12 protein-coding genes and 1 pseudogene are annotated in these 19,769 nt (G+C 58.3%); 3 read left to right on the plus strand and 10 right to left on the minus strand.

What is annotated here, in order from left to right:
• Window positions 1-571 precede the first annotated feature (571 nt).
• Genes MMAR10_RS12820 through MMAR10_RS12830 form a run of 3 tightly spaced genes read right to left on the minus strand, consistent with a single transcriptional unit; the run spans window position 572 to window position 2,908 of the window.
• A complete protein-coding gene (locus MMAR10_RS12820; protein WP_011644414.1) occupies window positions 572-1,381 on the minus strand; it encodes a sulfotransferase family protein in 810 nt (269 codons plus the stop codon).
• A gap of 1 nt (window position 1,382) precedes the next feature.
• Window positions 1,383-2,096: an ABC transporter ATP-binding protein gene (locus MMAR10_RS12825; RefSeq protein ID WP_011644415.1), complete on the minus strand. Its 714-nt coding sequence runs from the start codon at window positions 2,094-2,096 to the stop codon at window positions 1,383-1,385.
• Between the two features lie 2 nt (window positions 2,097-2,098).
• On the minus strand, window positions 2,099-2,908 hold the full coding sequence (locus MMAR10_RS12830; protein ID WP_041637005.1) for an ABC transporter permease: 810 nt from the start codon (window positions 2,906-2,908) through the stop codon (window positions 2,099-2,101).
• Between the two features lie 160 nt (window positions 2,909-3,068).
• Between MMAR10_RS12830 and MMAR10_RS16430 the strand changes: the two genes are divergently transcribed.
• Together MMAR10_RS16430 and MMAR10_RS16770 are read left to right on the plus strand one after the other, a co-directional pair.
• The gene (locus MMAR10_RS16430) at window positions 3,069-5,639 is read left to right on the plus strand and encodes a glycosyltransferase (RefSeq protein ID WP_011644417.1); all 2,571 of its coding nucleotides are present in this window, start codon (window positions 3,069-3,071) and stop codon (window positions 5,637-5,639) included.
• A 151-nt stretch (window positions 5,640-5,790) separates the two neighbouring features.
• Window positions 5,791-6,934: pseudogene (locus MMAR10_RS16770) on the plus strand (IS3 family transposase).
• Between the two features lie 15 nt (window positions 6,935-6,949).
• On the opposite strand, the gene MMAR10_RS17105 reads toward MMAR10_RS16770, so the two are convergent.
• From MMAR10_RS17105 to glmM, 5 genes are all read right to left on the minus strand, one after another.
• Window positions 6,950-7,243: an integrase core domain-containing protein gene (locus tag MMAR10_RS17105; RefSeq protein ID WP_324602944.1), complete on the minus strand. Its 294-nt coding sequence runs from the start codon at window positions 7,241-7,243 to the stop codon at window positions 6,950-6,952.
• Entirely contained in the window at window positions 7,240-7,887 is a 648-nt protein-coding gene (locus MMAR10_RS12845) for a helix-turn-helix domain-containing protein (protein WP_190273926.1), read from the minus strand. Before MMAR10_RS12845 ends, MMAR10_RS17105 begins: the two co-directional genes overlap by 4 nt.
• A gap of 133 nt (window positions 7,888-8,020) precedes the next feature.
• Window positions 8,021-9,541 carry a phosphomannomutase/phosphoglucomutase gene (locus MMAR10_RS12850; RefSeq protein ID WP_011644418.1) on the minus strand — a complete coding sequence of 507 codons (1,521 nt, stop codon included), beginning with the start codon at window positions 9,539-9,541 and terminating at the stop codon, window positions 8,021-8,023.
• Window positions 9,542-9,623: 82 nt separating this feature from the next.
• On the minus strand, window positions 9,624-10,934 hold the full coding sequence (locus tag MMAR10_RS12855) for a UDP-glucose dehydrogenase family protein (RefSeq protein ID WP_011644419.1): 1,311 nt from the start codon (window positions 10,932-10,934) through the stop codon (window positions 9,624-9,626).
• A gap of 100 nt (window positions 10,935-11,034) precedes the next feature.
• Window positions 11,035-12,384: a phosphoglucosamine mutase gene (gene glmM / locus MMAR10_RS12860; protein WP_011644420.1), complete on the minus strand. Its 1,350-nt coding sequence runs from the start codon at window positions 12,382-12,384 to the stop codon at window positions 11,035-11,037.
• 128 nt (window positions 12,385-12,512) lie between these two features.
• On the opposite strand from glmM, the gene galU reads away from it, so the two are divergent.
• On the plus strand, window positions 12,513-13,385 hold the full coding sequence (gene galU, locus MMAR10_RS12865) for a UTP--glucose-1-phosphate uridylyltransferase GalU (RefSeq protein WP_011644421.1): 873 nt from the start codon (window positions 12,513-12,515) through the stop codon (window positions 13,383-13,385).
• Window positions 13,386-13,467: 82 nt separating this feature from the next.
• Here galU and MMAR10_RS12870 read toward each other — a convergent pair whose 3' ends face one another.
• Window positions 13,468-14,436 (minus strand): NAD-dependent epimerase/dehydratase family protein, encoded by a 969-nt coding sequence (locus MMAR10_RS12870; RefSeq protein ID WP_011644422.1) that lies wholly within the window; start codon window positions 14,434-14,436, stop codon window positions 13,468-13,470.
• 217 nt (window positions 14,437-14,653) lie between these two features.
• A complete protein-coding gene (locus tag MMAR10_RS16435) occupies window positions 14,654-19,549 on the minus strand; it encodes a cadherin domain-containing protein (protein ID WP_011644423.1) in 4,896 nt (1,631 codons plus the stop codon).
• Window positions 19,550-19,769: the final 220 nt, after the last annotated feature.

Here is a 19,769-nt window from a genome sequence, read left to right on the forward strand (position 1 = left end):
ACGCCCTTCGGCGTATCCCGTTTCGTGAAAATGCGCGCTCACATTGACGATATCGCCACTCTCAAACGCGGCAGCAATATCAGGATTGTGGCTCAAATATTCCTGCTCCTGGCACTTGAGGGAATAGTCTCGCCCCTCTTGAAACCCTTGCCGAAGGAAATGATCAAGCGCACTAGCGACTCGACCTCGAGAGATTGCGTCACCCACATCAGGATTGCGTTGGACATACTCGTCCTCGTCAAACTCAGCTGACGTAGCGCACAATATAAACAAATACCGAACTAAGTCGGTCGGAACCTCAACCCTATCCAGCTTTGTTGCAAGAACCGTGCGGAGCTGCTTGCTGACAGCTCCGTTGCTCGGCGGAAAGTATGTCATCGCGCCCTGCCTCCCCCTAATTTCGCCAATGCCTGCACTGAAAAGCACCTCGCTGGATGGCCTAGCAAGACCGTTGTGACTGAGCAAGCGCAATCACTGCGCGAAACCCCGTTGAATTCAGCGACCACCCTTGCCTGAAAAATGCCCGCATCGCCTGCAAATAATCAGCTAGGCTCCTGAAATAAAGTAGCGATTACGCATAGCCGAGCCGCTTCATTATTGGACCACACTTGTCCTGGATCATTTTGATTTGTTCGGGCGTCAGATGTTCTTTGAATGAAGTACCGCCAAGCTTCTCAATCGGAGTAACCGGGGCACGGTAGGGCGTTCGCTGAGCCCTTTCCATCTCGAGAAAATCCCGTATCTCCGGACGACCATCCACGCCCAAAAACGCGACAAGTCTGTCCGCGATACTCAACCCCTTCTTCGAGACGAAATCTTCGTAACGCACGCTCATGAACCGATCATCTAAGAGCTTGTCGCCAAGTGCGATGGCAGGCTCAGTGTGCCGAAGCCAGTTCTTGATGGTGACATCTATGTCGTCAGAATAAATGGGAAGCTTCAGATAGGACGTAATGCAGGACCTAGGGTCCCTATAAACATGTATGAATTTGGCTTCGGGTAAAGCCTCAATCATGAGGTCCAGGCACCCATTATTGTTGGCATCTGCATATCCGGGGTTCTTGTCGCCGAATACGGCAACGCGGCGGTAGTAATGCTGCTCCGACAGCACTGGGCACCCAAGGTTCGTCTTGTTAACTTCCTGTGCGTAGAACTCGCGGATATTGTCGACAAGGGATTTTATAACCGACTTCGCATAAGCATTGCGCAAAGGGTGCTCCGGAAGCATTTCCGAGGGTTTTCGCAAACGATCTGCAATGTTTGCGACGACATTCCATGCCCGCAACTCATTTGTCACGAAAATTTGAGGGTGTCGATTGATAGCTGTCGTAAAGAAGGTCGAACCGGATCGCGGCGCACCGATAATGATCAGTGGAATCATCTCATACTCCGCCTGCCACTATTTTATCTTCAAGCATCTTTCGATAAGCGGCAACGACATCATCTATCTCACCAAGCGAGACAATTTTACCCGCGTCGATGATCATGGCCTTGTTACAGATATTACGCATCAGCTGGAGGTTATGCGTTGCAAGCACCAACAATCCGGATTGTTCAACGACTTCCCGCATTCGCACTCGCGCCTTTCGGATAAATTCCGCATCACCAGCGCCAAGCCACTCATCCATGAGAAGCACATCGGCGCTTACAGCGGTTGTAATCGCAAACGCCAAGCGCAATGCCATCCCGCTCGAATAGCGAGAGAGTGGCTCGTGTATCCAGTCGCCCAATTGCGCGAATTCAATGATAGACGGCGCAAGAGAGCCAGCCTCTTTGAGGCTTAGACCCATGACAGCGCCACGTAGGAAGATGTTCTCCCACCCCGTGGCTTCTGGAACAAAGCCCAATGAAGCATTGAAAATTGAAGCCACATCCCCAACCACTTCGACCTGGCCCCGCTCCGGCAGATAAATGCCCGCCAAAGTACGCAAAAGCGTGCTCTTTCCCGACCCGTTACGCCCCAATATGCCGAGCCGATCACCCTGTGTGACCTCAAAACTCACCCCTTGAAGCGCCCAGCTACTATCCCCCGATTTCGACGAATTGGTGTACCGGATGTGGAGGTCGTCGACTTTGATAAAGGGAGCTACCGACATTTTTATAACCAATAGGTGATGCGACGGCCATAGGCCTGCAAGGTGCAAATTGATGCAACCATCATAACACAACAAATACTGGACGCCACGATCCAGTCTGTCGCAGCAGTCGGCTCACCCAATATGGGTTGGCGAACAATATTCAAGAAATAAGTAAAGGGATTGTAGGTATAAACATAGTAGAGAAAACCCTCCCCGAACCCTGCACTCTCCAAATGATTTGATCTCCGGTCGGGAATCCAGATGATCGGCGTGAAGAAAAACGAAAGACGCATGACCGAACCCACAATTTCCGTGAAATCCGGCATTCGTGCCGCGACTAGTCCAAAAACGGTGGTGGTGCAAACGGCCGTCGCAATTACGAGCACAAGTCCCGGTAGAGCCGCGAAGACTTCAAGCGTCGGTCGCCAGCCGAACGCCAAGGAGATAAAGCTCGCGGTGATGAGGCAGAGCAGCAGCAGCACGCCATTTCTCACGACATGCACCAAAACAAATGCTGTTCTTGGCGCACGCATCTGCAACAACATCGACCGGTTGGCGACCAACACACTACAACCAGCTACCACACTGGTACTGATAAAGTTCCAGACCGCGAAACCGAACGCGACATAAGGGACGTGTTGCGATGCCGGAACACCGAGAAGACTCGATAGAAGAACACCAATCCCAATAGCGGATGTCGCGAAACCGAGCACAATCCAAAGGCTACCAATGAGTGGTCGGCGATACTCTATCTGCAGCCGCTTCACACCTAAATACGCCCAGCGGTCCAGACCACTCAGTGCACTCTTGAAGTCCGCCAACGCGTACATGGGGGATCCCATCCTCTCTATATCCAGCGCCCGTGTTACAGGCGGTCTTTGATGGTGGCAAGAAGAGACACCCAGAATGCCGCAGTGCGAACGCTTTCAATTACATGACCGCGTGTTAGAAGTCCTTTTTTCAAATCCTGACGCCCCGAAGGAACCAGGAATGTGGCAGGACAAGCTCGGAGTGAATATGGAAAATCTAGTCTATTTCACAATTTGTTCGCGCAATTACATGGCGTATGCCCTAACGCTCGGCAGATCGCTTGTCCAGGCGAATCCTAAAGCGAAATTTGTCATCGGTATGGCAGATGAATGGCCTTCCGGACAGTATGTCGGCGACGTCGAGTTTGAGGTCATACCAGCTTCGAATATCGGCCTTCCGACCTTTGACGACATGATTACGCGCTACTCCGTGATGGAGCTCAACACGGCGATCAAGCCCAGAATGATACGATATCTCATGGAGGACCGAGGCTTTGAGCGCGTCGTTTATCTTGACCCGGATATTTTTGTCATTTCGCCCTTGATTGAACTCAGCACTCGATTGGACGACGGAGTCGAATGCGTGCTGACACCCCACGCCCTCGCACCCTTAGATGATGGCGGCGATCCGAACGATGTCCGCCTCTTAAGGACAGGGGTCTACAACCTGGGCTTCGTTGCGATGCGCCGCTCAATCAATGTCTCAAATTTTCTCAAATGGTGGGAAACGCAGTTAGAGACCAAATGTGTCGTCGATCTTGAAAACGGTCTGTTTGTCGACCAGAAATTCATGGATCTCGCTCCTTGCTACATTGAAAATACCCACATACTGCGGCACGCGGGTTACAATGTCGCCTATTGGAATCTGACACACCGTCACGTTAAAGCGTCGAACCGATCCTACGAAGTCAATGAGCAACCGCTCAGATTTGTCCATTTCAGCGGTGTCGCCCCCAAAGATGCCAGCGTCTTTTCCAAGCACCAGAACCGCTTCACACCCGAAAACATCGGGGATCTCAAGCCGATCTTCGATAATTATCTCAAGCGCTTGAAGGACAATGGCAACGAGGCATGGAGCGCAATATCTTATGCCTTTGACCAACGCGACGGCATTACGCTCGACTCGCCCTTGCGTCGGGTCTACGCGGAGCAGCATCCGCTCCCTCGGAGAAACACGACCTTATCAGGCAAAGAACTGATCAGACTCGCAAATCAGCCCGCGCGCCTTGAGGGCCCAGCGTTCCCAACTCGATATGTCCACGCCCTTTGGAAAAGTCGCGAGGACCTTCGAAAGGCCTTCGACGTTGATACAGCAAATGGGCGAACCCGTCTGGCCGAATGGGTACTTTCAAGCGGAATTCGAGAGGTTGGGATTTCTGACGCCCTACTTCAACCCGCTCGGGACGCCCTTCAATTTGCCAATCAATTGCAGCCGACAGCTGAGGCGCCAGGACTTAAACACAGGATTGCTCGGCGACTCATCATGATCGCTTCGCATCTTCGCTTTGTCGCCCAACGATTACCAAATGGCCTGACCAGACCGGTCAAGCGTTGGCTCCGAGCTGCCATTTCAACGTCTCCCTATGCTTCGACTATTAGCCAGAAGCCAAAGCAGAAAATCCGACGAGAGGACGATGGTGTCGCCATCTATGGCAATTTTGGAACTGAAAGCGGTGTCGGAGAAGGCGCGAGACAAGCGCACACCGCACTCCAGCAGGCCGGTTATACCGCTGAGGCGCATTCCATACTGGCCTTGGGAGGGTTTGCAAACAATGTCGAATATGACAATGCTCAAGTGGCTGGAGCGAGTGGGAAACCAGTTAGACTTTTTCACATCAATGCAGACCAGACGCCGCACATCCTCGACGCACTCGCGTTCGATGAGCATCTCGCAGGTAGTTATAAAGTTGCATACTGGGCCTGGGAATTGTCCAAGTTCCCTGCCGTATGGACACCCGCGGCAGAACGCTTGGATGAAATCTGGACTCCTAGCGAGTTCACGGCCAAAGCTATTCGGGATGCTGTAGACTGCCCAGTATACGTGGTCCCTCACCCCGTCCAGGTGACATTGGACCAATCTCCAGATGCGCGCTCCCGGATGCGCGACAAACTTGGATTTGCAGATGACGAATTTGTAGTGCTCGTCTGTTTTGACTTCAATTCCTACTTGGCCCGCAAGAACCCTGAAGCCGCCCTTTCCGCTTTTCAGAAAGCGCGGCGAGTCAATGATAAGCTTCGCCTTGTGCTCAAGGTCCACGGCAACTCCCCGTCCCCTCAGCAGCGCCGGCAATTCTTGCAACAGGCTGAAGCCATTGAAGGCGTGATTATTATTGACGGCGTAATGAGCAGGGAGGAAATCGATGAGCTTCAGTGGGCCAGTGACACATTCATGTCCCTTCACCGATCAGAGGGATTTGGACTAAATATTCTTGAATGCATGGCCAAGGGGAAGCCGGTTATCGCTACTGACTATTCCGGCTCAATGGATTTCCTCGACAGTAGGGTTGGCATACCCATTCCTTACACGCTTATAGAAGTCGGGAAACAAGACTACCCCTTCCCTGAAGGTCAGGTGTGGGCTGATGCAGATGTGTCCGCTGCTGCTGAGGCGCTTGTAACTTTGAGCAACGATATATTGTTTTCGGAACGATTGGGAAAAGCCGCCCAGAGTCTTGCACGCACGCAATACTCACCCAAAATCGTCGGCCGAATAATGATTGAAAGGTTACAGGCTATTTCGCAGCAGACCTAACTTTCATTTCTCAAGACATTGTTCAGCAGGATGCTGAGCTGCTTGGCTGGCGGCTGCCTGTCGAGGCCATAATGCGGGCGCGCTGTGTTGTGACCTGAGCCCCATTTGGTCCCGCATTTGAATCGAGAGTCTGTCGTTACGGAGACAGACGATGCACAAGAGTAAATTTTCAGAAGAGCAGATCATCGCGACCCTGGCGGAACAGGAGCGTTACATGTCGACGGCTGAGGTGTGCCGACGTCACGGATCAGCTCGGCGACGTTTTACAAGTGGAAGGCCAAGTTCGGCGGGATGGACGGGTCTGATGCCCGGTGGCTGAAGGTGCTGGAGACCGAGAACGCCCGGCTCAAGAAGCTGCTGGCCGACAGCATGCTGGATGTGTCGATCCTGAAAGATCTGCTGAGAACGCCCTGACGATGCCCCGGATGAAGCGGGACGCGGCGGTTGGGGTGATTGAGACCTATGACATCTCCCAACGCCGCGCCCGCCGACCGGTCAGCGTCGATCCGAAGGCGGTGCGACGAGAAGCCGTGCCCGACAATGCGGAGATGCGCACGCGCCTGCGTGAGGTCGCGGCGGTGCGTCGGCTATCGTCGGATCGGGCTGATACTGGAACGTGGGGGCCTCACCATGAACCACAAGAAGCTGCGACGGCTCTACAAGGAAGAGGGCTTGGCGGTGAAGCGCAGGCGCGGCCGTAAGCGGGCCACGGGTACACGAGAGCCGATGCCTGTGCCATACGGGCCGACCAAGCGCTGGGGCCTGGACTTTGTGGCGGACGTGTTCGGCCCGGCGCGGCGCTCCCCATACTCATGTAAGCGACGACTACACGCGCGAGTGCTTGGCGCTGGTGGCGGATACGTCCTTGTCAGGCGCCCGCGTGGCCCGTGAGCTAGATCGCTGCATCCGGCTCTGTGGCAAGCCGGAGACCATCGTGTCCGACAACGGGACGGAGTTTACCAGCCGGGCGACCCTGTAATGGCAGAAGCAGAGCGGCATCGCCTGGCACTACATCGCGCCTCGCAGCAGAACGGCTTCGTAGAGTCTGTTCAATGGAAAACTGCGCGATGAATGCCTCACCGACTAGGTGTTCGACAGCCTCGCCCATGCCCGCAAGGTGCTGGCGCGTTGGCGGCATGACTACAACCACCACCGGCCCCACTCATCCTTGGGCGGGCTGACGCCCCCCCCCCCCCGCAGCGTGCCGGTCGCTCGAGCTACGCGGGGGCTCCGCTCCCGCCTCGCTCGCCAGACCTCAAACCATGGACTATGAAAGGCTCAGACTTTCGAAATGAACGAGATGTCGTTTCTCAAGACGTCGCTAAGCAGGGCGTTGAGCCTATGGCTTGCGGTTGCCTGGCCAGAGCATAGTGCGGTCGGTTGGCGTTGTACCAGTCCAAGTATCGCACGAGGTCGGCGTTACGGCTGTCGGATGATCGGTAAGGGATGGCGTAGGCCCGTTCTCTGAGCAGGGTCTGGATGAAGCGTTCGGCCTTGCCATTGGTGCGGGGTGTGTAGGGCCGGGTGCGGATGTGGCGGATGTTCAGCCAGCGCAGTGCCTTGGCGAAGAGGCGCGAGACGTAGGGGCTGCCATTGTCGTTCATGACGCGTTCGACGGTGATGCCGTGGATTTTGGACCAGCGCAGGGCGCGTACCAGAAAGGCAGTCGTGGTGCCGCGTTTCTGGTCGACCAGGACTCGACATAGGCTAGGCGTGTGGCGGCATCGGTGGCGACATGGACACAGTCCCAGCCGGCACCAGGGTTGCGGTTACCCTTGCGCACGCCGGTCACGCGATGGCCGGGTTTGTTGAAGCGGCCCAATGACTTGATGTCCAGGTGGAGAAACTCGCCCGGCCGCTCGCGCTGATAGCGGATGATGGGCGGCTTCGGCTCCAGGACAGATAGCCGCCCAATTCCCATGGCCTTAAGCCAGCGCGCCACGGTGGTGCAGGCCAAGCGCAGGCGGTCGGCGATCTCGGCGGCCGTCATGCGGTAATCGAGGCGAAGCCGGGCGGCGGCGTATCGCCACCACTCACCGATCCGCCGGGATGGCCGGTGCGGCGCTCTTGACGCGGTGTCCAGACCCGCATCGCCACCCATGCGGTATCGCGCCAGCCATTTGTAGACAGTCCGGATCGAGATCCCGAAGGCGCCTGCAATGGTCGCGACCGTCACACCTGCAGCATGGCGCTGTACAATCAAGGCTCGCGAATAGGGCGTGGTTCTGGCATTCCTGTGCCTGTTCATCTGGGCGTTCCTTTCCTCTGGTCGTGTCGCAACAACCAGTCTCAAGGCTTCAGCCCGGGCGAACAACCTTATGAGAACTCACAGCAGTGGGCGCAAACCTGTGTTGGATTCCGGTTAAACCCAATGTCGCTCGTCAAAGTTTTTGATCGAACTCACCCACTTCCGGGCAACCGGCCAACACCGTTTCGATTGCCTGGAACACGGACACCACTTCCTCATGGCTATTTGGGCTCTCAACCACAACCACAAGGTTGGGCGTGTTCGAACTGGCCCGTACCAGACCCCAAGCGCCGCCCTCCAGGGAGAAACGGACGCCGTTGACCGTGTTCACATCAGTGATCGCACGCCCGGCGACAGCCTCGCCATTGGTCTTGCGTGCCTGGAAGCGTTCGACAATCTTCTCAACCACGCCATATTTTTCTTCGTCCGCGCAGGCCGGTGACATGGTCGGCGACCCGTAGCTCATCGGCAGGTCGCGGCGAAGGTCGGCCATGGTCTTGTCAGGATTACGCTCCAGCATTTGCAACACGGCCCGTGCGGCAACCAGACCGTCATCATAGCCACGGCCGATCGGCGGCTGCAGGAAGAAATGGCCCGACTTCTCGAAGCCGGCCAGCGCGCCCAGCTCCTTCGAGCGCCGCTTGATGTAAGAATGCCCGGTCTTGTAATAGTCGGTTTTGCAGCCGTGCTCGGCCAGGACTGGGTCGATTGCAAACAGGCCGGTGGACTTCACGTCGACGACAAAACTGGCACCGGGATGGAGTGGCGCCAGATCGCGGGCGAGCATCAGCCCGATCTTGTCGGCGAAGATTTCCTCGCCCTCATTGTCGATCACACCGCACCGGTCACCATCGCCATCAAAGCCAAGGCCGACGTCGGCGCCGTGCTCGAGCACGGCATCGCGCATGGCGTGCAGCATCTTCATGTCTTCAGGATTGGGATTGTAGCGCGGGAAGGTGTGGTCAAGTTCACAATCCATCTCGACGACCTCGACGCCCATCGCCCTGAGCGCCTGCGGGGCAAAGGCCCCCGCCGTGCCATTGCCGCAGGCAGCGACGACCTTCAGCGGACGCTTGATCGCAACGTCTTTGGCGACATCATCGAGATAACGTTCGGCAACGCCAGCCTGACGGACATAGCCACCACCGGAGCGGGTCTTCGCCGATCCGGACAGGACGATTTCCTTGAGCCGGCTCATCTCGTCCGGACCGAAGGTCAAGGGACGGTTGGCCCCCATCTTGACGCCGGTCCAGCCATTCGAGTTGTGGCTCGCCGTGACCATCGCCACGCAGGGAATGTCGAGATCAAACTGTGCGTAGTAGGCGGTGGGCGAGAGCGCCAGGCCGATATCATGCACTTCGATGCCCGCCGACATCAATCCGACCTCCAGCGCCTGTTTCACGCTCAGCGAATAGCTTCGGAAGTCATGGCCGACGACGATCTTCGGCGCCACGCCGAGTTCATGGATCAGCGTGCCCAGACCGGCCCCAAGCGCCTGCACGCCGTACAGGTTGAGATCGGGAGCCTTATCGGAACCGGGATGGCCGAACCACCAGCGCGCATCATATTCCCTAAAGCCGGTCGGCTTGATCAGGGCCTCGGTCTCGAACTCCCAGGAATTGGGCTTCAGGCTGGCATGGGGCTTGGTCGTCATGGGAACACCGCTTCTTGTTTCACAGGCAGGGTGGATCTCGCGACGCGCACAGCCCTTCGGGCTGTACCCGGCGGGCTGTTGATCAGCCGTTGGGACGTCCGACGCTGGTATAGGCGAAACCGGCATTATTGGCTTCTTCCAGCGTGTAGATATTACGCAGGTCGACCAAGACCGGCGCCTTCATCATCGATTTCAGACGTTTCAGGTCAAGGGCGCGGAATTCATTCCACTCGGTGATGATCACCAGTACATCCGCGCCTTCGGCGCAGAAATAGGGCCCGGAGACGAATTCAACATTGTCGAACAACTTCTCCGCCTCAACGGTACCGGCCGGATCAAAGGCACGCACAGTCGCACCGGCCCTTTGCAGCGCCGGAATGATCTCGAGGCTCGGTGCATCGCGCATGTCGTCGGTATTCGGCTTGAAGGTCACGCCGAGGACAGCCACCGTCTTACCTTTGACGTCCCCGTCACAGGCTGCAATGACCTTGTCCGCCATGGCACGCTTGCGGGCATCATTGACCTCGACAACAGTCTCGATCAGGCGCAGCGGGGCATCATTTTCCTGGGCTGTCCGGGTCAGGGCCAACGTGTCTTTCGGGAAACAGGACCCGCCATAGCCAGGACCGGCGTGCAGGAATTTGCCGCCGATACGCTGGTCGAGGCCGACACCCTTGGCAACTTCCTGGACATTCGCGCCAACCTTTTCGCACAGATCAGCAATCTCGTTGATGAAGGTGATCTTCATCGCCAGGAAGGCGTTGGCCGCATATTTGATCAGCTCGGACGTGCGACGCGAGGTGAACACGATCGGTGTCTCGTTGAGGAAGAGCGGACGGTAAAGCTCGTTCATCGAGGCGCGGGCCCGGTCATCATCGGTACCGACGACGACACGGTCGGGACGCTTGAAATCATCAATCGCCGCGCCTTCGCGCAGGAATTCAGGATTGGAGACGACCGAGAAGTCCGCGTCTGCACGCGTTTCGCGAATGATGCGCTCGACCTCATCACCGGTTCCGACCGGAACGGTCGATTTGGTCACGACCACCGTATAGCCATCCAAGACGCCGGCGATTTCCTTCGCAGCCGCGTAGACATAGCTGAGGTCAGCAAAACCATCGCCGCGACGAGAAGGCGTTCCCACCGCAATGAATACCGCGTCTGCAGACCTTACGGCCTCGGCCAGGTCCTGTGTGAAGGAAAGCCTCCCTTCGCGCGCGTTGCGCGCGACCAGCATATCAAGGCCCGGCTCATAGATCGGGATGCCGCCGGATTTGAGCGTTTCAACCTTTTCGGCGTCCTTGTCGACGCAGGTAACCTCGTGCCCGAAATCCGCGAAACAAGCGCCGGATACCAGCCCGACATAGCCTGTCCCAATCATTGCGACGCGCATAATCCACCACTCCAGTAACGGTCAGTTGGGTATCGCTGACCGTACGAACCAACGCAAGAAGAGATTGCCGCACCTCGTTCCGGCGTCCAACAAGCGAGACCTAGCCCTGGGCCACTGTCTCGATCGCGCCTCGGACATCGTCGACAACTGAGCGGATCAACTTTTGCTCGCCTTCGGCCATAACGCGCACAACAGGCTCGGTGCCCGAAGCCCGCACAACCAGTCGGCCAGCCACCCCCATGCGGACTTCGGCCTCGGCAATCGCCGCTTTGACAGCCTCGGACTCAAGCGGTTTCCGACCCCGGGGGACGCGAACATTCTCGAGAAGTTGCGGAGCTGGCTTGAACACTTTGAGCAACTCGCTCGCCCGCTTGCCGCTATCACCCAAGACGCGAAGGACCTGCAATGCGGCAATCAGACCATCGCCGGTCGGTGAATAGTCGGGCATCACGATATGGCCCGAGGCTTCGCCCCCGAGATTGATACCTGTTTCCCGCATACGCTCAGAGACATATCGATCCCCGACACGGGTCCGCTCGAGAGCAATACCGCGACCAGCAAGATACTGCTCCAGCCCGAGATTCGACATTACGGTCGATACGATCGCAGGATGCCGCAATTCACCGATGTCCTGCCAATGGCCTGCCAGAAGGCCGAGAATCTGATCGCCATCGATGACCCGCCCCTTCTCGTCGCAGAGCACGACCCGATCACCATCCCCGTCGAGTGCAATACCAAGATCGGCGCGGTACTTGATCACTTCCTTGGACAGACGCGCTGGAGCGGTCGAGCCGCACTCCTCATTCACGTTGAACCCGTTCGGCTCCACCCCGATCGGGATCACGTCAGCTCCCAGCTCCCACAAGGCGGCCGGGGCGACCTTGTAGCCTGCGCCATTGGCGCAATCGACAACCAGGCGAAGATTTGAGAGACGCTGGGCGCGCGGAAAGGACGATTTGACGATCTCGACATAGCGCGCTTGGGCATCATCTACCCGCTTGGCCCGGCCAAGGTCCGACGGCGCGGCCAGCCCGTCTACCAGCGATCCATCCATCAAGGCCTCGATCTCGAGCTCCGCCTTGTCGTCCAGCTTGCGGCCATCCGGGCCGAACAGCTTCATGCCGTTGTCATGATAGGGATTATGAGACGCCGTTATCATGACACCAAGATCGGCCCTCAATGAGCGCGTCATCAGCGCTACCGCCGGCGTGGGCAAGGGACCAAACTGGAAGACATCCATGCCGACCGATGTGAAACCGGCCACCAGTGCGCTCTCGATCATATATCCCGAAAGGCGCGTGTCTTTTCCGATCACAACCGAATGCCGCCCCGTATGACGGACAAAATATCTGCCGGCCGCCATTCCCAAGCGCAGGGCATTTTCAGCCGTCATAGGAAAGCTGTTCGTCTGCCCCCTCACCCCGTCGGTTCCAAAGTATTTCTTGCCCATGGCATCACCCGATTTGCCTGCTTTGCTCGGTATATAGGACCTGTCCGCAAAACCGAAGTGAATGGGTGAGCTGGACGCTCGCATAGTGATCGGGTAGGCGTTGATGCTGCTTAAGTACGGGGAAATACATGACACGCGTCCGCAAAGCTGTGCTGCCGGTTGCCGGCTTTGGAACCCGGGTTCTTCCCGCCACCAAGTCCATCCCAAAGGAAATGCTTCCAGTCTTCGACCGCCCGGCGATCCAGTATGTCGTCGATGAAGCCATTGCTGCCGGCATCGAGCACTTCGTCTTCGTGACGGGTCGCAACAAGGCTGCGATCGAGGACCATTTTGACACTGCCTATGAGCTCGAGGCCAGCTTGAGAATGAAAGGTGAGGAAGGCCTCCTTGCCGAGATAACCCAGTCCAAACCCACTCCAGGCTCGATGAGTTTTGTGCGGCAGCAGGCCCCGCTGGGCCTGGGCCATGCGATCTGGTGCGCCCGCGACATCATCGGCGATGATCCCTTTGCCATCCTGCTGCCGGACGTTCTCGTCCAGGCCGAGCCCAGCTGCCTCGCCCAGATGATCAATGTGTTCGACGAGACCGGCGGCAATGTGATCGCGGTCGAACAGGTGCCGCCTGCGGAAGTCAGCAAATACGGAATCATTGATCCGCAATCGCGCGACGGTAACCGCATCCGAATGCGCGGCATGGTGGAAAAACCGCCCGTTGATGCTGCCCCGTCCAATCTCTCGATCACTGGTCGCTACATCCTGCAGGGATCGATTTTCGAATACCTGGCCGACCAGGCAGCCGGCGCTGGCGGCGAGATACAATTGACCGACGCCATGGCGCGATTGATGGAGACCCAGGACTTCCATGCCGTGGAGTATGAGGGGCAGTCCTATGACTGCGGCAGCAAACTCGGCTATCTGCGCGCGACCATGGCCTACGCCCGCGCCCATCCCAGCCTCGGTGATGGTGCCCAGGCCCTGATCGATGAATTCAGCCGGACGTGAATTCGCATCGCGGTATCCCAAGCAGGGCAGGCCGGCCCTTTCCCGGCGCACCCCGGGAACCGGCTTTGCTCCAACGGCGAGCCTAGCGTGATCGCCAGCCTGCGAACCAGGTCGCGAAACCGGCAAGGCCGGTGGCCAGGTCGACCGAGGGCCTGAAACCGTAATCCGCTTCCAGTCGCGATGTGTCGGCAAAGGTTCGGGTCACATCACCGGGCTGCATGGGCAGCATCACCTTGTCAGCGACGACACCCAGTTCTGTTTCCAGCGTTTCGATCATGTCCAGCAGGCGGACAGGTGAAGACCCGCCGATATTGTAGATCGCATGACGACCTCGGGCCGGCGAGTCCGCCAGGATCCGCGACAAGGCCTCGACGATGTCGTCGATATAGGTGAAATCGCGTTCCATATTGCCATTATTGAACACTTGGATGGGCCGCCCCGCCAGCATGGCGTCAGCGAACAGCCAATAGGCCATGTCAGGCCGCCCCCAGGGGCCGTAGACCGTAAAGAAGCGCAAGCCGGTCGCCGGAATGCCATAGAGGCTGCAATAGGACGCCGACATCAGTTCGTCAGACCGTTTGGTTGCCGCATAGAGAGAGGCTGGCGACTCTGCAGCATCGCACTCCTTGAATGGCACCGCAGACCGCTCGCCATAGACCGAGCTGGAGGACGCGTAGACCAGGTGTTCAAGTCTGTCTCCAAGGGCGCGGGCGGCCTCGAGCACAGAAAGGTGGCCGGTCAGATTGGACCGGGCATACGCGAAGGGGGCCTCAAGCGAATAACGCACACCAGCCTGTGCGCCCAGATGCAGGATGCGTTGCGGGCGCACGTCGGCAACCAGGCCTGCGACGGCCTCATGATCGGCCAGATCGATCGCCTCGAAGCGAAATCCCGGGTAGCGCGTCAACTGGTCCAGGCGCGCCTGCTTCAGCTTGGGATCATAGTATGGATTGAGATTGTCGATACCGACGACGTCTTCACCGGCTTCGAGCTGCGCTCTCGCCGCGTGAAACCCGATGAAGCCCGCCGCTCCTGTAACGAAACTCGTCAAACCCTGGCCTCCCCGACCCGACCTTGTTTGCCCGACCTTGTTTGTCGGCGATCAATTCGCTCGTCGATGCATTGCAATGCCCGCATGGACAACAACGACGCATCCCGCATCGTTTTGCCCCAAGCCCCGGTGGCGCAACAGTCTCCGTCGCACATGGAATTGTTGGAAATCCCGAGTGTGGTGGAAGGCGGGGAGGGATGAACCCTCCCCGTCAAGCTCAGGCCCAGCCGTCGGATGCATCATCCGACAGGGTCATCATCTGCAAATCACGCGCGTCGAACACGTTGGTGAACGCGTTGGCCTGGAAGAATTCGAGACCATAATTTCCGGCTTCAGCGGCCTCGCTGACCGGCAGACCTGCGGCAGCCGGATCAGTCAGCGTCTCGAAAACCGGATGCCCCTTGTCTGCCTGGAGAGCCCCCTCCAATTCAACAGGCCATTCGAGCATGGCGTCACGGAAATCACCGCGGGCATCTTCACCGTTGCGCCAGAAGTTCGGGCCGACTTCGCCACGGAAATCGCCGATTGAGTCCGACAGGTTCAGCAGCAGGGCCAGATCACCATCGCTGAGATGCGGATAGACATGCTCGGAACGATCCCCCTTCTCACCATCTTGCAGACCATCCATGACCGGGCGATCGGCGTCAGGGTCGAACTCGTTGGGATTGAAGGGTGCCAGCGCCGGCATGTCGTCAGGATCAAGACCTTCTCGACCGGCGAAGTCCGGATCCCCGAAGTATTCCGGATTGCTGGTGCCGCCGTCATAAACGATGGTTTCAACACTGATCAGCTCGACGACACCGTCCGGTGCGCCGGTGCGATTGTCGGTGACAACGGTATTGCCGGAGCCGTTTGTCGTCAGGCTGTAATCGGTGGACGCACCGGAGAAGACAACCGTGTCTGATCCGCTACCGCCATCAAAAACATCGCTGCCGCCGGAGGCATAGAAACGGTCCCCGCCGCCGCCGCCGGTCAGGACATTGTTGGCATCATTGCCGATAAAGATGTCATTGCCGGCGCCGCCAATGGCATTTTCAATGACCGTACCGCGAGCGATACCGACATTGCCTTCACGACCCATCAGGTCCGAATAAGCCTGCTCGCGCAGGTCAAATGTCTGGTTCGCCGACGACCCGGAATAGTCCATCGTATCGGTGCCGCCGGTATCAAAGATTGTGAAACTGACGGGGTTCGAATGCGCGGTTGCGTCGAAGATCACATTTCCGGCGGTAGAGTTATAGCCGTAGGTGGTGTCACCGCCGCGCGTTGACGTGGAACCGCCATACATGTCCAGAACCGCAATGATATCGGCAACCTGCGGCCCGATGACATAACCAAAATCGGCATCGATGAAGGTGTTCTCGTTCTGCGAGAAGTACGACATCACCGAGGCCTGCCAGGAATCGTTCAGATAGATGGCGTCCACGGCATAATCGGCGGAGCCGTCATAGGGGCCACCGTGGCCGAGGCCGAGGGCATGACCGATCTCGTGAATGTAGGTCTGGAAGGAATAGCCGTCGATATTGGTTCCATATGTGTCGAGCCAAGCTGTACCAACATTGACGCTGGCAGCGGTGATGAAGCCGCCAGATGTCGCGTCGGGCCCTGCAAAGGCACCTTCCTCATCATCGTCAAACGTGATTTCGCCACCCGTTGCCACCTCGGTAAAACTGATCCCCGTAATGTCTTCCCACAATTGCAGGGCCGCACGCGCCAGGGTCTGGCCGGCCACGGTCAGAGCGGTGATGTTGACCGTGATCGTGTCGCCGGCGGAGCGGTCCCACTGCAGGCCACCGAAGCCGTTTGAATCGAGATAGTCACCGATTTCCTGGTAATTCCACGCGGTCAGCGGGTCCGTGTGGCGAACCTGCAGGGTGTACTGGCCGGACAGGGTTGCCCCGCTGTCCGGCTCCCAGGCGCCGACTGAAACGTAATAGGTACCCGACGTCGTGGCGGTGAAGCCGAGACGTGAATCCGTATTCACGCCAAGGGTGATGTCGTCATTCTCGGCGATCAGTGTTCCCGATGCGTCATACAGGCGGATATAGGTGTCATCGAGCTCAACACCGGCTCCACCGGACCCAAAGGCGTCGAATTGGTAGCGCTGCCCCGCTTCCAGCGTGACGGCCACCCAGTCGCGATCACCTGCCACTTCGAGGGTGCCAGTAAAGTCGCCGCCCGAGACCATCTGGATCTGGGTGGTGTCCCCTTCGGGAATATCAGCGGCCTCGTTGCTTACATCGCCGACCGTGATCGCGACCGCCTGGTCATTGGAATTGCTGCCATCGGATGCAGTGACAATGACATCGTACACATTGTCACTGCCGCTGTCGGTCGGGCTCTCGAAGTCCGGGGTTGTGAGGAAACGCAATTCACCGGTTGATGAATCGATGGCGAACAATGCCGCATCGGTCCCGGAGATCGAGTAGCTGACCGTGTCGCCGTCGGGGTCGACAGCCCGCGCGACATAAGCCGATGTCTGATTTTCCGAAACGGTTTGGCTCGCCCCGGACGAGAAGACGGGCGCGCTGCCGCCAGACTCATCAACATCGGTGACGGTAACCGCGACCGCCTGGCTGTCCGTAAAGTCGCCATCAGACACGGTGACGGTGAAATCATAGACGTTGTCAGCACCGGCATCGCCCGGATTTTCAAAGTCCGCCGGGGTTATGAATGATACCGCGCCAGTCGAGCTGTTGATCTGGAACAGCGCCGCATCGGTACCGGAGATTGAATAGCTCAGGCTGGCGCTATCGCCGTCCGTTGCCGTCGCTGTGTAGACCACCGCAGCACTGTTCTCGGCGATTGTCGCGGTGGCGCCGGAGGTAATCACTGGTGCCACATCATTCTCGTTCTCGACCGTGATGCTGACGGCTTGCGTCGTGGTCAGGACACCGTCGGATGCACGCACATTGATCTCATAGACATTGTCCCCATTGGCATCGGCGGGCGTCTCGAAGTCAGGTGAGGCCACAAAGCTGACCGCGCCGGTTACGGCGTTTACCGTGAACAAGGCTGCATCTGCGCCGGTGATCGAATAGGTGATCGCGTCGCCGTCTCCGTCGGTCGCCGCGATGGTATAGGCCACGCTCGTGTCGTTTTCGGTGTATGTTGCCGTGCCCGACGAAGAGATCACCGGTGCTGAGTTCACATTGTTGACGGTGACACTCAGCGCCTGGGTGACATTGGTCGTTCCATCACTGACCTGCAGAGCGAGATCATAGACATTGTCGGTATCCGCGTCGGTCGGATTCTCGAAGTCCGGCGAGGCGATGAAGCTCAATTCTCCGGTCGCGCTGTCAATCGTGAACAGCGCGCCGTCGCCGCCCGCCACAATCGAATAGGTGAGCGTGTCGCCATCGCCATCGGTCGCGGTGGCAGTATAGAAACTGCCGGTCGAGTCTTCATCAACCGCATCGACCGTCGCCGACGTGAAGACCGGAGCGAACTCATCCTGATTGGTGACCGTGATCGAAACCGCCTGCGTATCGACATTGCTGCCATCAGACGCGGTGACGGTGATCTCGTAAACATTATTGCCGTCGGCATCGAGCGGCACTTCAAAATCGGGCGGCGCGAGGAAACTGACCTCACCGGAGGTAGCGTTGATCGTGAACAGCGCAGCATCGGCGCCGGACAGCGAATAGGACAGGGCCGCGCCTTCCGGATCGGTCGCCGTCGCGGTGTAGACCACGCCCGAATTGTTCTCTGACGTGCCGGCGGTCGCCGCCGAGGTCACCACCGGCGCCTCGTTCACATCATTGACGGTGACCTGAACAATTTGGGTCGTGACTGTGGTCCCGTCACTGGCACTCACGGTGACGTCGTAGACATTGTCCGTATCGCCGTCAGCCGGTGCCTCGAAATCCGGAGGCGCGAGGAAGGTCAGTGCGCCGGTTGCGCTGTCGATCGCGAACAACGCGCTATCTCCGGCCGTCCCCAGCGAATAGATGATGGTCGAGTTGTCCGGATCCGCCGCAACGGCCGTGTAGACGGTGCCGGTGGCGTTCTCGTCGAAGCTCGCGGTGGTACCGGAAGAGAACGTCGCGGGGCCTTCATCCACGGGATCAACAGTGATGGAGACCGCCTGGTCGGTCGAATTAGTTCCATCGGACGCCGTCACCGTGACTTCGTAGACATTGTCGCCATCGGCATCAGCCGGGCTCTCAAAGTCAGGTGCAGCGATGAAGCTGATGGCTCCGGTCACGGGATCAATGGCAAAAAGGGCCGCATCAGCGCCTGACAACGTGTAGGTTAGCGCCGCGCCTTCCGGATCGGTGGCAGCCGCCGTGTAAACGGTACCCGTCGTGTTTTCATCGACCGAAGCCGTGGCTCCCGACGTGAAGCTGGGAGCTTCATCCACGTCGTCAACGGTGATCGTGACGGTCTGGTCTGTGGTGTTGGTGCCGTCGGAGGCCCGGATGGTGACCTCATAGACATTATCACCATCAGCATCGGCCGGCGCTTCGAAATCGGGCGTCGCGGTGAATGTCAGAGCGCCGGTCGAACTGTTGATCGAGAATGCGCCAGAGTCTGCGCCACCGCTGATCGAGAAAGAAATGGTATTGCCGTCAGCATCCGTGGCGGTCGCCGTATAAACGCTTCCGGTCGTGTTTTCGTCCACGCTTGCAGTCGTCGCCGAGCTGAATACTGGCGGGTTGGTGTTGGGCGTTGGTGTCGGGGCGGGGCTGGAACCTCCGCCGCCGCCGCCTCCCGCCGCCGCGCCGAGCAGGCCTGCGCCACCCAGTACGCCGAGAATGGCCGCGCCTCCGCCGCCACCGGCAGCAGCCGCCGAAGCGCCAAGCAGAGAGTTCGCTTCGATTGCGGCTTCAGAGATGAAATAAAGTCCATCAACGACCGCGACATCATTGGCTGCGATCAACACAGTCCGGCCATCGGACATGACCAATTGCATGGAACCATCAGCGGCCACATCAACACGCGAGACACCGCTGAGATCAGACAGCGGGGTAAACCCGTCCGGCGGCCCTGCAGCCTCACCCTGGGCGTGCGCACCGCCGGCCAGCAAAAGAGCACCGCCGGTCGCCATGGCGGTCGTCAGGAGCGCATTGCGCACGGTTGAAGCTTTTTCGGTCTTGTTGACAACAGGCATGATTGATCTCTCCCGACGATCTTCTTGTTTCCACACGGCGTTACAACGGCGTCGAGCGACATTCGGCCAATGCGGCACACGGTCGAACCGAAAACATGCGGTACTCAATTTCTCCCGAAATCGATGCTCACAGAGTACCGATTTCACCCCCTATAAGACAGACCCGAGTTATGCTGCCCGCCTGTCACCCCTTCGACCGACGACCACGGCATTGAACCCG

The organism is Maricaulis maris MCS10 (genome assembly GCF_000014745.1).
GTDB lineage: Bacteria > Pseudomonadota > Alphaproteobacteria > Caulobacterales > Maricaulaceae > Maricaulis > Maricaulis maris_A.

What these genes read in the sequence shown, in the direction of transcription:
- glmM (WP_011644420.1), bottom strand. Translation starts at nt 12,384, where the DNA reads ATGGGCAAGAAATACTTTGGAACCGACGGGGTGAGGGGGCAGACGAAC.
- MMAR10_RS12820 (WP_011644414.1), bottom strand. Translation starts at nt 1,381, where the DNA reads ATGATTCCACTGATCATTATCGGTGCGCCGCGATCCGGTTCGACCTTC.
- MMAR10_RS12825 (WP_011644415.1), bottom strand. Translation starts at nt 2,096, where the DNA reads ATGTCGGTAGCTCCCTTTATCAAAGTCGACGACCTCCACATCCGGTAC.
- galU (WP_011644421.1), top strand. Translation starts at nt 12,513, where the DNA reads ATGACACGCGTCCGCAAAGCTGTGCTGCCGGTTGCCGGCTTTGGAACC.
- MMAR10_RS16430 (WP_011644417.1), top strand. Translation starts at nt 3,069, where the DNA reads ATGTGGCAGGACAAGCTCGGAGTGAATATGGAAAATCTAGTCTATTTC.
- MMAR10_RS12855 (WP_011644419.1), bottom strand. Translation starts at nt 10,934, where the DNA reads ATGCGCGTCGCAATGATTGGGACAGGCTATGTCGGGCTGGTATCCGGC.
- MMAR10_RS16435 (WP_011644423.1), bottom strand. Translation starts at nt 19,549, where the DNA reads ATGCCTGTTGTCAACAAGACCGAAAAAGCTTCAACCGTGCGCAATGCG.
- MMAR10_RS12850 (WP_011644418.1), bottom strand. Translation starts at nt 9,541, where the DNA reads ATGACGACCAAGCCCCATGCCAGCCTGAAGCCCAATTCCTGGGAGTTC.
- MMAR10_RS17105 (WP_324602944.1), bottom strand. Translation starts at nt 7,243, where the DNA reads ATGAACGACAATGGCAGCCCCTACGTCTCGCGCCTCTTCGCCAAGGCA.
- MMAR10_RS12830 (WP_041637005.1), bottom strand. Translation starts at nt 2,908, where the DNA reads ATGTACGCGTTGGCGGACTTCAAGAGTGCACTGAGTGGTCTGGACCGC.
- MMAR10_RS12845 (WP_190273926.1), bottom strand. Translation starts at nt 7,887, where the DNA reads ATGAACAGGCACAGGAATGCCAGAACCACGCCCTATTCGCGAGCCTTG.